The sequence below is a fragment of the Mesorhizobium sp. WSM3879 genome (assembly GCF_002294915.1).
In the GTDB taxonomy this organism is placed as follows: Bacteria; Pseudomonadota; Alphaproteobacteria; order Rhizobiales; family Rhizobiaceae; genus Mesorhizobium.
In genome coordinates, this window is the sequence record NZ_NSFZ01000004.1 from 416,833 (window position 1) to 430,877 (window position 14,045).

The 14,045-nt window shown below is 64.0% G+C and carries 9 protein-coding genes; 5 read left to right on the plus strand and 4 right to left on the minus strand.

The features are described 5' to 3' along the window. Positions 1-108 precede the first annotated feature (108 nt). The 3 genes from CK218_RS12005 to CK218_RS12015 all read left to right on the plus strand — a co-directional run bounded on the left by CK218_RS12005 (position 109) and on the right by CK218_RS12015 (position 4,702). The gene (locus CK218_RS12005; RefSeq protein ID WP_067328390.1) at positions 109-888 is read left to right on the plus strand and encodes an SDR family oxidoreductase; all 780 of its coding nucleotides are present in this window, start codon (positions 109-111) and stop codon (positions 886-888) included. 161 nt (positions 889-1,049) lie between these two features. After that, a complete protein-coding gene (locus tag CK218_RS12010; RefSeq protein ID WP_095827817.1) occupies positions 1,050-3,371 on the plus strand; it encodes an NADP-dependent malic enzyme in 2,322 nt (773 codons plus the stop codon). 122 nt (positions 3,372-3,493) lie between these two features. Next, positions 3,494-4,702: a DUF2865 domain-containing protein gene (locus CK218_RS12015; protein WP_095827818.1), complete on the plus strand. Its 1,209-nt coding sequence runs from the start codon at positions 3,494-3,496 to the stop codon at positions 4,700-4,702. Here the strand turns inward: CK218_RS12015 and gltX are convergent. Next, a complete protein-coding gene (gltX, locus tag CK218_RS12020; protein WP_095827819.1) occupies positions 4,620-5,993 on the minus strand; it encodes a glutamate--tRNA ligase in 1,374 nt (457 codons plus the stop codon). The two genes, CK218_RS12015 and gltX, sit on opposite strands and share 83 nt — an antisense overlap. Positions 5,994-6,715: 722 nt before the next feature. Between gltX and CK218_RS12025 the strand changes: the two genes are divergently transcribed. Together CK218_RS12025 and CK218_RS12030 are read left to right on the plus strand one after the other, a co-directional pair. After that, positions 6,716-10,507 (plus strand): vitamin B12-dependent ribonucleotide reductase, encoded by a 3,792-nt coding sequence (locus tag CK218_RS12025; RefSeq protein ID WP_095827820.1) that lies wholly within the window; start codon positions 6,716-6,718, stop codon positions 10,505-10,507. A 160-nt stretch (positions 10,508-10,667) separates the two neighbouring features. After that, entirely contained in the window at positions 10,668-11,039 is a 372-nt protein-coding gene (locus CK218_RS12030) for a VOC family protein (protein ID WP_095827821.1), read from the plus strand. Between the two features lie 201 nt (positions 11,040-11,240). Here the strand turns inward: CK218_RS12030 and CK218_RS12035 are convergent, their stop codons facing one another. From CK218_RS12035 to CK218_RS12045, 3 genes are all read right to left on the minus strand, one after another. Further along, a complete protein-coding gene (locus tag CK218_RS12035; protein WP_095827822.1) occupies positions 11,241-11,723 on the minus strand; it encodes a DUF2314 domain-containing protein in 483 nt (160 codons plus the stop codon). A gap of 138 nt (positions 11,724-11,861) precedes the next feature. After that, positions 11,862-13,001 carry a GH25 family lysozyme gene (locus CK218_RS12040; RefSeq protein ID WP_095827823.1) on the minus strand — a complete coding sequence of 380 codons (1,140 nt, stop codon included), beginning with the start codon at positions 12,999-13,001 and terminating at the stop codon, positions 11,862-11,864. Between the two features lie 212 nt (positions 13,002-13,213). Next, the gene (locus CK218_RS12045; protein ID WP_095827824.1) at positions 13,214-13,999 is read right to left on the minus strand and encodes a phosphodiester glycosidase family protein; all 786 of its coding nucleotides are present in this window, start codon (positions 13,997-13,999) and stop codon (positions 13,214-13,216) included. Positions 14,000-14,045: the final 46 nt, after the last annotated feature.

Sequence of the window (14,045 nt, forward strand, 5' to 3'; positions counted from 1 at the left end):
CACCTTTCTTTGGCGTGCTATGCCTCGATTCATGCAACAACCGTATGACGGTTGCGGTTGGTCCAGCCCAGGCGCTACCTTGCCGCCCTCGAAAAAGGAGAAATCACCATGGATCTCGGCATTCGCGGCAAGAAGGCCATCGTTTGCGCCTCGAGCAAGGGACTGGGGCGCGGATGCGCGATTGCGCTGGCCGAAGCCGGCGTCGACCTTGTTGTCAACGGCCGCAACGCCGAGCTGTTGGCGAAGACGGCGCAGGAAATCCGCGAAAAATTCGGTGTCGAGGTGATCGAGATCGCCGGCGACGTCTCGAAGCCGGAAGTGCAGAAGGCATTGCTTGCCGCCTGCCCCGCCCCCGACATCCTGGTCAACAACAATGGCGGCCCGCCGCTTCGCGATTTCCGCGAGCTCGACCGCGCGAAAATCCTCGAAGGCGTGACGCAGAACATGGTGACGCCGATCGAGCTGATCCAGGCGGTCATCGACGGCATGGCCAAGCGCGGCTTCGGCCGCATCGTCAACATCACCTCGCTGTCGGTCTATGTGCCGATCCCGGGCCTCGACCTGTCGTCGGGCGCCCGCGCCGGCCTGACCTCGTTCCTTGCCGGCGTGGCCCGCACGGTCATCGACCGAAACGTCACCATCAACAGCCTGTTGCCCGGCAAGCTCGACACCGACCGGTTGCGTGGCCCGCATGAAGCCGGCACGCCGGAAGACCCGGCAGCGGCCGCCGCGCGCAAGGCCCGCATCAGCGCCGACGTACCGGCAAAGCGCCTCGGCACGCCGGAAGAGTTCGGCCAGATCTGCGCCTTCCTGTGCTCGGTTCATGCCGGCTATCTCACTGGACAGAACATCCCGGTCGACGGTGGCCTCTACGTGAGCGCGTTCTGACGAGCTTCGTCAATCAGCCGCAAGTTTCCGAGCCAACAGGCTGAAATGCATTGATTATCTTCGCCTCGGCATCGTGAATGCCAGGGCCGACATTTGGCGTCGCGAAGAATCGCCGCTGCATGCTAAAAGGCTCGAAAGCAAGAAGCGCAGGAGGGCCGCGAATGGACGGCGAGAGCAAGAAAACGGCCCGATCGGACCTCGATGAGGCCGCGCTCTTCTTTCACAAGCACCCCACCCCGGGAAAGCTCGAGATCCAGGCGACCAAGCCGCTGGGCAACCAGCGCGACCTCGCGCTTGCCTATTCGCCGGGCGTTGCCGCTCCTTGTCTCGAGATCCGGGACGATCCGGCGGTCGCCGCCGACTACACGGCGCGTGCCAACCTCGTCGGCGTTGTCTCCAACGGCTCGGCGGTGCTTGGGCTGGGCAATATCGGCCCGCTCGCCTCCAAGCCGGTGATGGAAGGCAAGGCGGTGCTGTTCAAGAAATTCGCCGGCATCGACGTGTTCGACATCGAGATCGATGCTCCCGAGATCGAGCGCATGGTCGAGACGGTGGCCGCGCTCGAGCCGACCTTCGGCGGCATCAATCTCGAGGACATCAAGGCGCCTGAATGCTTCGAGGTCGAGGAGCGGCTGAAGGCCCGCATGGGCATTCCGGTTTTCCATGACGACCAGCATGGCACGGCAATCATCGTCGCCGCCGCGGTGCTCAACGGGCTGGAATTCGCCGGCAAATCGATCTCCGACATCAAGATCGTCACGTCCGGCGCGGGCGCTGCGGCGCTCGCCTGCCTCAACCTTTTGGTCTCGCTCGGGGCCAATGTCGAAAACATCTGGGTCACCGATCGTTTCGGCGTCGCCTACAAAGGCCGAGTCGAGGAGATGGACCGCTGGAAAGACCCTTATGTGAAGGACACCCAGGCGCGCACGCTGACCGATGTCATCCCTGGCGCCGACGTCTTTCTCGGCCTCTCCGCCGCCGGCGTGCTGAAGCCAGAACTCCTGCAGCACATGGCGCCGAAGCCGCTGATCCTGGCGCTCGCCAACCCGACGCCGGAGATCATGCCTGAGGTGGCGCGCGCGGCACGGCCCGACGCCATGATCTGCACCGGGCGCTCCGATTTTCCCAATCAAGTCAATAACGTGCTCTGCTTTCCTTACATCTTCCGCGGCGCGCTGGATTGCGGGGCGAGCGCCATCAACGAGGAGATGAAGATGGCCGCGGTCAGAGCGATCGCGGCCCTGGCCCGCGAGGAGCCCTCGGACGTCGCCGCCCGCGCCTATTCCGGCGAGACGCCGGTCTTCGGGCCGGACTTCCTGATCCCCTCGCCCTTCGATCCGCGGCTCATCCTGCGCATCGCGCCGGCGGTGGCGAGAGCCGCCTGCGACACCGGCGTGGCGACGCGGCCGATCTCCGATTTCGCGGCCTATGTCGACAAGCTCAACCGCTTCGTCTTCCGCTCCGGCCTGGTGATGAAACCGGTGTTCTCCTCGGCCAAGGCCGCCAGCGCCAAGCGCGTCATCTACGCCGACGGCGAGGACGAGCGCGTGCTACGGGCGGCACAGGTGGTCCTGGAGGAAGGCATCGCCGAGCCGATCCTGATCGGCCGTCCGCATGTCGTGGAAGTCAGGCTGAAGCGTTACGGCCTGCGCATCCGGCCGGGCGTCGATTTCGGCCTGATCAACCCGGAGGACGATCCGCGCTACCGGCACTATGTCGATCTCCTGATCGAGCTCGCCGGCCGCCGCGGTATAACGACGGAAGCCGCCCGCACCATGGTGCGCACCAACAACACGGTGATCGCCGCGCTTGCGTTGAAGCGCGGCGATGCGGATGCGATGATTTGCGGGCTCGAAGGCCGCTTCGAGCGCCATCTGCGCAATGTCACGCTGATCATCGGGCCGCGTCCCGGCATCAAGGACCGCGATCTCTCGACGCTGTCGATGCTGATCTCGCAGCGCGGCATCATCTTTCTCACCGACACCCATGTCTCCGTCGATCCGACGGCGGAGGAGATCGCCGAGATGACGGTGCTGGCGGCGGAAGAAATCCAGCGCTTCGGCATCGAGCCGAAGGCTGCGCTGCTGTCGCATTCGGATTTCGGCTCGCGCGATTCGCCCGGCGCGCTCAAGATGCGCGAGGCCGCCGCCATCCTCGCCCGCATCGCGCCGGAGCTGCAGTGCGATGGCGAGATGCATGCCGACTCGGCTCTTTCCGAGCATCTGCGCCAGCGCGTCTACCCGCATTCGCGGCTGAAAGGGGAAGCCAATCTGCTGGTGTTCCCGAACCTCGATTCGGCCAACATCACGCTGACGGCGCTGCGTGCCATGATGGACGCGCTGCATGTCGGGCCGATCCTGCTCGGCACCGACAAGCCCGCGCACATCCTGACGCCTTCGGTGACCTCGCGCGGCGTTGTCAACATGACGGCGCTGGCGGTGGTCGAGGCGGCGCACAAGGCGCAGGCGCTCGCCCCGATCTGAGTTGAGGGTGAGCTCTGGGTTGATGCGAGCTCGCGCCAGCGGAATTGTGTTTGGGTAGTAAGCTAGGGAACAGTTAACCACGAACGCGGTAGCCTTCCACCGGCAATCGGGATTCCAGGCGGATGAAGGGGTTGAAGCTGACGCACCTTGCTGCGCTGCTTGCAGCGTTGGCGGCGTCGGCTGTCGCTGTGACCGAGCCGCAGGCCGCTTCTCGCACCTGCCGCCAACTCGAAGCGGAGCTTGCAGCCACGCGCGGCGGTGGCGGCGGTCCGGGACTGATCCGCAAATATGACGACGCGATCGCCCGCCAGCGCGAGCAGCTGGCCAAGGCGCGCGGCCGCGCCGGTGATGCCAATTGCGGCTTCGCGCTGTTTTCGCGCAATGCCGGCCAATGCGCGGCGATCAATGCCTCGATAGAGCGCATGAACGCCAATCTCGACATCTTGCAGGCCAAGCGCCAGCGGCTGGCCGGCGGCGGCACGCGGCGCGACCGCAGCCGCATTCTTGCCGCGCTCGACGCCAATGGCTGCCGCGATGATGAAGTCGAGCCGCCTCGCGCCCCGATCCAGGAGGCCGCCCGCAACAATGGTGGCGGCAATCTGTTCGAGCAGCTCTTCGGCCGTGGCGACGAGGAGATCGCTACGCTCGACACGCCTGAAGCGCTTCCGCCAGACGATCCCAGCGCGCGCAACATCCGCCGGGTGATCAAGCAATCCGACGGCATGGATCTGCCGAGGATGAACGGCGAGTTCCGCACCGTCTGCGTGCGCACCTGCGACGGCTATTTCTTCCCGATGTCGAACGCCGCCTCTGTTGGCGATTTCGAGCGCGATCAGAAGAATTGCGAATCGAGCTGCCCCGGCACCGAAATGCAGGTCTTCTACACGCGCGGCATGGACGATGACGCCGGCAACATGACATCCTCGGCGACCGGCCGTCCTTACAGCGAGCTGCCGACGGCCTATCTCTACAAGCAGGCCAACTACTCGCGGCCGCCGCAATGCGGCTGCAACGCCCAGGCCGAAAACTTCTCGATCATAGGCGGTAATCCGCCCAATCCGGAGCAGCCGCAGCCGGACAGCGGGGTGACGACCCCCGTGCCGGCGCCGGCGGCCAAGCTCGATGCTGGCGCCGATCCCGAAACGCTCGCCAACGCTGCAGGCGGGCTCGACCGCGCGGCTATCAAGCAGCTGACCGCCAAGGTGCCGGCGTCACCGGTTTCGGCCCTGCCGCCGGAACAGCGCAAGGTCAGGGTCGTCGGGCCAGCGTTCCTTCCCGACCCATCAGCGGCAATAGATCTGCAAGCTCCGGCCCCGAAGACCGCCCGGTAAGGGCAAGCCGCAGCGGCATGAACAGTGGCTTGCCCTTGCGGCCCGTCGCTTCCCTGATCTTGCCGGTCCAATCCTTCCAGACCGTGCCGTTCCAAGGCTCTTCCGGCAACAGGTCGAACGCCTGGTGGAGGAAGTCACGGTCCTCGCCGGAAAATTCCGCCGGCTCCTGCGGCCCGTCGCTCAGGATTCGCCACCAGGCGACAGCGTCGGACAAACGGTCGATATTGCCGCGCACGGCGAGCCAGAAGGGCTCGGCCCTGTCGCCGGAAATGCCAAGCACAATCAGCCGGTCGCGCGCCTCCTCGAACGGCATTTGGTGCATCAGCGTGCGATTGAGCACGAAAAGCTCGTCGGGATCGAACTTGGCGGCAGACTTGGATGTCGCGGCCGGGTCGAAATGGCTGGCGAGCTGGTTGAGATCGTGCGCTGCCGTGACATTTTCCGATGTGCCAACGAGCACGGCAAGCGAGGCGACAGCCATCGGCTCGATGCCGTCCTCGCGCAGGCTTTCTATCGACAGCGCGCCGGTGCGCTTCGACAGCCCCTCACCCGACACGGTGGTCAAGAGATTGTGGTGCCCGAACACCGGCGGCTCAGCGCCCAGCGCCTGGAACAAGGCGATCTGCACGCCGGTGTTGGTTACGTGGTCGTCGCCGCGTATGACATGGGTGACGCCCATCTCGATGTCGTCGACCACCGAAGGCAGCGTGTAGAGATAAGTGCCGTCCTCACGCACCAGGACCGGGTCCGACAGTGAGGCGAGATCGACGGTCTCCTCGCCGCGCACAAGGTCGTCCCAGTGCACCTCGGTCCGCTCGGGCTGCAGCGGGTCGCCGGTGAAGTTCGGCAAAAGAAAGCGCCAATGCGGCCGGCGCCCGTCGGATTCGTATTCGGCCACCTGCTCCGGCGTCAGCGTCAATGCCTCGCGGCCATAGACCGGCGGCAGGCCGCGCGTGCGGCGCACCTTGCGGCGCAGGTCTAACTCCTCCGGCGTTTCGTAGCAGGCATAAAGCACGCGCGCCGCCTTCAGCCGCTCCACCGCGGCGTCATAGACTTCAAAGCGACGCGACTGGTATTCGGTAACGTCGGGAAAAATGCCGAGCCAATGCAGGTCATAGAGAATTGAATCGGCGAATTCCTGCGTCGAACGGGCAACGTCTGTATCGTCGAAGCGCTGGATGTAGCGGCCCTTGTTGTTCATGGCGAAAAGCCAGTTGAACAGCGCGGTGCGGGCATTGCCGATGTGGATGCGGCCGGTCGGCGACGGGGCGAAACGAACGGTAACTGTCATGAGCGGGGCGTAGCGAATGCTTCCAGGCTTGACAAGACACGCCCCCGCGCAGGGCAACAGATAGTCCAAGCCAGCTAAAATGAAAAGCCGCCCGTCGGGCCCGGCCCCGGGCAACCCGACGAACCGTCCGCAAGGACCGTCAAATAAAGGCTTTTCGATGCGCCTTTCTGTCCCCGTTATCCACATATGTGACACACAACATATTGGGGTCACAAAACCAACAAAAACGAATCCTTGACGGGTCAGAACGAGTCGCTTTTTATAGGCCATGCGCTCCTGTTGCGGGCGTGACCGGAGAGTTCAGAAGCCGGTCTTTTTTCCCGGATTTTGTGCGTTTTGCCCACATTTCCGCCCGTTCACGAGGCCGGCGGAAGCGTTGGGTATGATGGGGCTTGGGTGGGCGAAAGGGAGAATTGTCGGGCTGGAAAAAATGATCTGTTAACACTATATTTAGTGTTTGCAGGCAGGCTCGACCCTAGATAGTGTGAACCTCCCTCTTCCGAGGGAATCGACAAAAGTTTCAGTTTTGAGGGACCCGCGGGTCGGCCTGCAGCCTGGGTGAGCGCTTGGAAGGGCGTTTGCTTGTCTGCACGGTGTTGCCCGCGACGAGGAGAATGCCGGCGTCGCCTGCGATGCCGGCAAACGGCGGACCGAGCTTTTCGCCTGGCGGGGCAGCAATCCCTGGGGAAAAGCGCTATATGTAGACAAAAGGGACCGGACCAATGCGCATCGAGCGTCGCTTCACCAAGCCAGACCAAGCAGGTCAAGAAGGGGCAGCTTACGCGGAGATCGAATTCCGCAAGGCCCTGTCGGAGATCAAGAATCCCGACGGCTCGGTGGTGTTCCGCCTCGACAACATCGATGTGCCGGCGCAGTTCAGCCAGGTCGCGGCCGACATCCTGGCCCAAAAATATTTCCGCAAGGCCGGCGTCCCGGCGCGCCTGAAGAAGGTCGAGGAGAACGACGTCCCCTCCTTCCTGTGGCGTTCGGTTGCCGACGAGGCCGAACTCGCCAAGCTCCCCGAGGCCGAGCGCTATGGTTCGGAAACCGATGCTCGCCAGGTCTTCGACCGGCTGTCCGGCACCTGGACCTATTGGGGCTGGAAGGGCGGCTACTTCAAGTCCGAAGAAGATGCCCGCGCTTTCCGCGACGAGCTTGCCTATATGCTGGCCACTCAGCGCGTGGCGCCGAACTCGCCGCAATGGTTCAACACCGGCCTGCACTGGGCCTATGGCATCGACGGGCCGAGCCAGGGTCACTTCTATGTCGACCCCTTCACCGGCAAGCTGACCAAGTCGAAGTCGGCTTACGAGCATCCGCAGCCGCATGCCTGCTTCATCCAGAGCGTTCAGGACGACCTCGTCAACGAGGGCGGCATCATGGACCTGTGGGTGCGTGAGGCGCGCCTGTTCAAATACGGCTCCGGCACCGGCTCGAACTTCTCGATGCTGCGCGGCGAAGGCGAGAAGCTGTCCGGCGGCGGCCGCTCGTCCGGCCTGATGAGCTTCCTCAAGATCGGCGATCGCGCGGCGGGCGCCATCAAGTCGGGCGGCACGACGCGCCGCGCCGCCAAGATGGTCATCGTCGACGCCGACCATCCCGACATCGAGGACTTCATCGACTGGAAGGTCAATGAGGAGCAGAAGGTCGCCTCGCTGGTGACCGGCTCGAAGATCGTCAAGAAGCACCTCGAAGCGATCATGAAGGCCTGCGTCAATTGCGAAGGCAATGGCGACGACTGCTTCGACCCGGCCCTCAACACCGCGCTGAAGCGCGAGATCAAGGCGGCCAAGAAGGACGCTGTGCCGGAGAACTACATCTATCGCGTCATCCAGTTCGCCCGCCAGGGCTACACCTCGATGTCGTTCAAGACCTACGACACCGACTGGGACTCTGACGCCTATCTCACCGTTTCCGGCCAGAACTCCAACAACTCGGTGTCGCTGAAGGACAACTTCCTGCGCGCCGTCGAGGCCGACGGCGACTGGCAGCTCACGGCCCGCAAGGACGGCAAGGTGCTGAAGACGCTGAAGGCGCGGGATCTCTGGGAAAAGATCGGTTATGCCGCCTGGGCGTCCGCCGATCCCGGCCTGCATTTCAACACGACCATGAACGACTGGCACACCTGCGCCTCCGCCGGTGCGATCCGGGCCTCCAACCCGTGCTCGGAATACATGTTCCTCGACGACACGGCCTGCAACCTCGCCTCGATCAACCTCCTGCCCTACCGCAAGGAAGACGGCACGATCGACATCGCCGCTTACGAGCACACCGTTCGGCTGTGGACCGTCGTGCTCGAGATCTCGGTGATGATGGCGCAGTTCCCGTCCAAGGAGATCGCCAAGCTCTCCTACGACTACCGCACGCTCGGCCTCGGCTACGCCAATATCGGCGGCCTGTTGATGACGTCCGGCATTCCCTACGACTCCGACGCGGGCCGCGCGATCTGCGCCGCGCTCACCGCCATCATGACCGGCATCGCCTATGCGACCTCGGCCGAAATGGCTTCCGAGCTCGGTGCCTTCCCGGACTATGACCGCAACGCACAGAACATGCTGCGTGTCATGCGCAACCACCGCCGTGCCGCCTATGGCGACAAGGACGGCTACGAGAAGCTCGCCGTCAATCCGGTGCCGCTGGTCGCCTCCGACCTGAAGCAGCAGGCGCTGGCCGAGCATGCCCGCGCCGCCTGGGATCGCGCCATCGAGCTCGGCGAGGAGCATGGCTACCGCAACGCGCAGGCGACCGTCATCGCGCCGACCGGCACGATCGGCCTGGTCATGGACTGCGACACCACCGGCATCGAGCCCGACTTCGCGCTGGTGAAGTTCAAGAAGCTCGCCGGCGGCGGCTACTTCAAGATCATCAACCGCGCGGTGCCGGAAGCGCTGCGCACGCTCGGCTACTCCGAAAGCCAGATTGCCGAGATCGAGGCCTATGCCGTCGGCCATGGCAACCTCAACCAGGCGCCCGGCATCAACCCGTCTTCGCTGAAGGCCAAGGGCTTCACCGATGACAAGATCGCGGCGCTGAATGCGGCGCTGAAGTCGGCCTTCGACATCAAGTTCGTGTTCAACCAATGGACGCTCGGCGCCGATTGGGTGAAAGAGACGCTCGGCTTCACCGACGAGCAGCTTTCCGACTTCTCCTTCGAGATGCTGCCGGCGCTGGGCTTCTCCAAGAAGGACATCGACGCCGCCAACATCCATGTCTGCGGTGCGATGACGCTCGAAGGGGCACCGTTCCTCAAGGCCGAGCACCTGCCGGTGTTCGACTGCGCCAGCCCCTGCGGCAAGATCGGCAAGCGCTCGCTGTCGATCCAGAGCCACATCCTGATGATGGCGGCGGCGCAGCCCTTCATCTCGGGCGCCATTTCCAAGACCATCAACATGCCGAACGAGGCGACGGTCGAGGACGCCAAGAACGCCTACATGCTGTCCTGGAAGCTGGCGCTGAAGGCCAACGCGCTCTATCGCGACGGCTCGAAGCTGTCGCAGCCGCTCAATGCCTCGCTGCTCGCCGACGGCGAGGAGGACGAGGACGAGGCGGTCGAGCAGCTGATTGCGGCGCCCGCCGCGCAGCGCGCCGTGCAGGTGACGGAAAAGATCGTCGAGCGCGTCATCGAGCGTCTCTACCGCGACCGCGAGAAGCTGCCGAACCGTCGCAAAGGCTACACCCAGAAGGCGGTCGTCGGCGGCCACAAGGTGTATCTCAGGACCGGCGAGTTCGACGACGGCCGCCTCGGCGAGATCTTCATCGACATGCACAAGGAAGGTGCCGCCTTCCGCGCCATGATGAACAACTTCGCCATCGCCATCTCGCTCGGCCTGCAATATGGCGTGCCGCTCGACGAATATGTCGAGGCCTTCACCTTCACCAAGTTCGAGCCGGCCGGCATGGTGCAGGGCAATGACGCGATCAAGAACGCGACGTCGATCCTCGACTACGTGTTCCGCGAGCTTGCCGTGTCCTATCTCGGCCGCCACGACCTCGCCCATGTCGACCAGTCGGACTTCGACAAGACGGCGCTCGGCCGCGGCATCACCGAAGGCAAGGCGACGCCCTTCTCCAAGGGCCTCTATCGCGGTGCCTCGCCGGTGAAGCTGGTGTCGGCTGCCGGTTCGGACCCCAAGGGCTTTGGCGGCGCAGCCCCGACGACCGCCCCTGCCCGCGCAGCGCCCACCGCCTTTGCCGGCTCCAACGTGCTGGCATTGAAGCCGGCAAGCGACGAGGCCCTTGCCTACAAGCGCGACTATGAGGAGCGCGCCAGGGAACTGGCCGAGGAGATGGTGGAAGAGGAAGCCGAGGCCGCCGGCGGCGCCGAGGCGCTCTTCACCGACGCCGCCGCCAACGAGGCCGCCGAGGCCAAGAAGCTAGCCGCCACCCGTCGCCAGCAGTCCTTGCTCCAGGGTTACACCGGCAACGAATGTTCGGAGTGCCACAACTTCACCATGGTGCGGAACGGCACCTGCGAGAAGTGCGACACGTGTGGTTCGACGAGCGGGTGCAGCTGAGGCCCGATGCCGCCAAGGCTGACAGTCAGCGAAGTTATTCGCAAGCTGAAGGCCGATGGCTGGTATCTGGTTGCAACCAAATGCAGCCATCGCCAATATAGATCAAAGCCGGCCGCGTCATCGTGGCCGGCCGCACTGGCCTGATTATCCAAGACCTTCCATGATCGACCACATCACCATCGAAGTCAGCGACCTCGAGAAGAGCAAGCTCTTCTACGAAAAGGCTTTTGCGCCCTTGGGCTACAGCCTCTCCTTCGGCAAGGAGGGCGTGTTCTGGGCCTTCGATGTCGGCAATGGCTGCCTGTTCGAAATCCAGCGCGCGGGCGAGAAGCCGCCGCTCACCCATCTGCACGTTGCCTTCCGGGTGAAGAGCAAGGCGGAGGTCGATGCGTTCTATCGGGCGGCGCTGGAGGCAGGTGCCGCGGACAATGGCGCGCCCGGGCCGCGTCCGGACTACGCGGCGAACTACTACGCCTGCTTCGTGCTCGATCCCGACGGTTACAACATCGAGGCGATGATCAACGAGGGGTAGCGCGCGCCCTCTCCTTCTCCCCTTGTGGGAGAAGGTGGATTGGCGCGCAGCGCCGAGACGGATGAGGGGTGTTCCAGCGGAGTGAGACGCTGCGATCCTGTCGCTGTGCCCAACGTTGGCGAAGGTCTGCGTCAAGCTGGAGCACCCCTCATCCGTCGCCTTCGGCGACACCTCCTCCCACAAGGGGAGAAGGGGACCCACTCAATCCTTGAACGTGATCCCGTATTTCGCCGCCTGTTCCTTCGGCATGTCGGCCAGCGCCTGGCGCACCGTGTAGCCGCCATAGACGTCGCCGCCGTTGCGGATCATCCAGTCCTCGACATCGGCCTCGGCAACCGTCATGCGGTCGCCCATCTTGTATTGGTTGCCGTTGACCGGCTTGTCGGCCAGCAATCCGACGAAGCGGCCGTCGCTGAAAGCCACAAGCTGCATCCAGATATGCTCGGTGGCGCCGTTCTGGGTCAGCGGGAACTTGACCGTATAGGTGCCAGGCGTGCGGGCGGCCATCAACTCATGGAAGCGGGGTAGCGTCGAGTGGCCCTTGGCCTTAGCGCCCTGCATCGCCTCGTCGGTGGTTGAATAGGCGACCACATTGGCGTTGGGCGTATTGCCGCGCAGGTGCGAATTGAAAAATCCGTAGCCGACGGCGGCCACCACAGCGGCAGTGACAATCAGTTTGCGCATAGACCCCTCCAAGACGCGATCACGGACACGTTACCGGAAGGCCGTTGCCGCGCCGCTAAGGGAGACGGTGAGTCGATGGTTAGAGAAATCCTGAAATTGCCGTCGATCGCCGCCCCGCGCCGGGTGAAGCATACGGCCTCAATTCGCGTCGGCCACCATCTCGCCGCCGCCCAGCCACCTGCGCCACTGCCGCTCGTCGCCGTGGAAGACATTGAGGTCGATGCGGCCGCTCACGCCATGCGAGAGGCCGGAGCCCGAATATTGCCAGAACAGCCAGTTGCGGCCCGGATAGACCTTTGACGGATGGGCGGCCACCGCGCGCAGCCAGAACGGATAGTCGAGGAATGCGCCGCGCAGATTGTCACGATAAAAATCCGGCGACGTGTAGATGATGGGCCGCTGGCCGTAATGGCGCTCCAGCTTGTCCATGAACACCTGCATCTTCTCCAGCACCTTCTGGCGCGAAGGCCGGCGCTTGCAGGAGGACTCGCCGTTCCACTCGACATCGATGACCGGCGGCAGCGCGCCTTGGACCCGCGGCACGTTGCGGATGAACCAGTCGGCCTGTTCGCCGGCGGTACGGCACCAGTAGAAGAAATGATAGGCGCCGCGCTTCAGCCCGGCGGCATCGGCGCCGCGCCAGTTTTTCATGAACATCGGATCGAGATGGTCGCCGCCGTCGGTCGCCTTGATGTAGGCGAAGTTGGCACCCTGGGCGCGCAGCTTTTGCCAGTTGATATTGCCCTGCCAGCGCGACACGTCGACGCCATGGACGGCAAGGTGCCTGGGCGAGGCGCGGCCGAAATTGATCGGCTTGGCATCGCGAAAGGCATAGCGGGTAACAGGGCCAGCAAGCATCGCGGGCGCTGCGCGCGACAGCCGCTTCGGCGGCGAGACGAGTGCTGCGGCCTCGACCGGAGGCTCGACCGTATCCGGCAGGTCCGGCGCCGGGAATGCCACCGTCTCTTCCTCGGCCAAGCCAAAGGGACGCGAATTCTCGTCCCCTGGACGCGCGTTGTCCTCGTCAACACGAGCATTCTGGTCGCCAGGGAGCGACGCCGGCGGCCTGATGCGCGCCGCGCCCGCCATGGAAACGGTCTCCACCGTCATCGCGGCGTCGGCGGTCTTCGCTGCCTTCGTCACCGGCGCGCTCGGCCGCACGACCGAACTGGTCGTCTCGTTCGACGGCATCTGCAAGGCATCGACGCCCGAGGTAGACGAGCAGTCGGCAAGGCAAAGCCCTGCAAGCACGAAACTGACGACGCCAAAAATCCGCATCTTGACCTGTACGCAAAACAAAACAGACCGACGGCCGGAACAGCGCCGCCGGGAGCCCCATTCCTAATGAGAAATTACCAACAAAGTTTGAATCAAAATTTACCTTTGGTTCGGCGGGGCGATTCGCCAGGCAAGCCGACAATAAAAACTCCGCCTTTGTTTCCACGCAATTTCCGAACGGCAAACCCGCTTCTCGGTTTTCCTCGAATTGCTCAGCGCCTAAACACGCCGATCATCGGCCCGAGATTCCAGAAATCGTCGTTGCGGCCAATGGCCGGCGCATAGAGGCTGGAGATCGAGCCGTCGAGGAAGAGCGCGTTGGGACAGCCGAGCTCGTCGCGGAACAGGCGCGCGAATTCGTGGAAAGTCACCACGTCGTTCGAGATGGCGAAGACGACGACGCCGTCGCCACGCACGCCGACGCCGTCGCGGATTTTTCGCGAAGGGCTGTCGGCCTGGAATTTCGGATGCAGCTTGCCGTCGATGACCAGCATCGGCCCGGACTGGGTGGCATAGTCCACCTTCGGGGAACGCTTCAAATAATCCTTCGTCGCGCGAACGCCGGCCTTGCGGTCGCTAAGATAGAAGATGCCGTTGGGCTGCATCGAGAAATTGCCGGAGCCGGCCCCAATCTTCGCCGACGCGATCTGCTGCCCGCGCTCGACATAGAGACCGACCGGCGCGAGATTGGGATGGTACATGCCGGCATTGATGCCGAAGAGCATGGTGCGTCCGGCGGCCTGCTGGGCGCTTCGAAGATTGTGCAGCGACTGGTAGAGCTTGCCGTCGGGATCCTTCCAGAACAGCTCGATCGAGTAATGCTTCGGGTCCGTCTCGCAGACGAGATAGGTCGCGGTCTCGAAGGTGTGAGTGCGGCATGGCGGCAGCGCTGCGACCCATTGGCTGAGCCCCAGGCCCGCACCGACCACTGCCGGCACCGCCGATTTCACCAGCGCTGCCAGCAACGGCAGCGATTGCAGCAGCGTTGCAATGTCCATAGGCGCACCCGAAGCAAGGTTCAGGTGCCGGTATAGCGGATTCGGT

Excerpts from the sequence above, each read along its gene's own strand:
- CK218_RS12005 (WP_067328390.1), top strand. The coding sequence starts at position 109 with ATGGATCTCGGCATTCGCGGCAAGAAGGCCATCGTTTGCGCCTCGAGC.
- CK218_RS12010 (WP_095827817.1), top strand. The coding sequence starts at position 1,050 with ATGGACGGCGAGAGCAAGAAAACGGCCCGATCGGACCTCGATGAGGCC.
- CK218_RS12015 (WP_095827818.1), top strand. The coding sequence starts at position 3,494 with ATGAAGGGGTTGAAGCTGACGCACCTTGCTGCGCTGCTTGCAGCGTTG.
- gltX (WP_095827819.1), bottom strand. The coding sequence starts at position 5,993 with ATGACAGTTACCGTTCGTTTCGCCCCGTCGCCGACCGGCCGCATCCAC.
- CK218_RS12025 (WP_095827820.1), top strand. The coding sequence starts at position 6,716 with ATGCGCATCGAGCGTCGCTTCACCAAGCCAGACCAAGCAGGTCAAGAA.
- CK218_RS12030 (WP_095827821.1), top strand. The coding sequence starts at position 10,668 with ATGATCGACCACATCACCATCGAAGTCAGCGACCTCGAGAAGAGCAAG.
- CK218_RS12035 (WP_095827822.1), bottom strand. The coding sequence starts at position 11,723 with ATGCGCAAACTGATTGTCACTGCCGCTGTGGTGGCCGCCGTCGGCTAC.
- CK218_RS12040 (WP_095827823.1), bottom strand. The coding sequence starts at position 13,001 with ATGCGGATTTTTGGCGTCGTCAGTTTCGTGCTTGCAGGGCTTTGCCTT.
- CK218_RS12045 (WP_095827824.1), bottom strand. The coding sequence starts at position 13,999 with ATGGACATTGCAACGCTGCTGCAATCGCTGCCGTTGCTGGCAGCGCTG.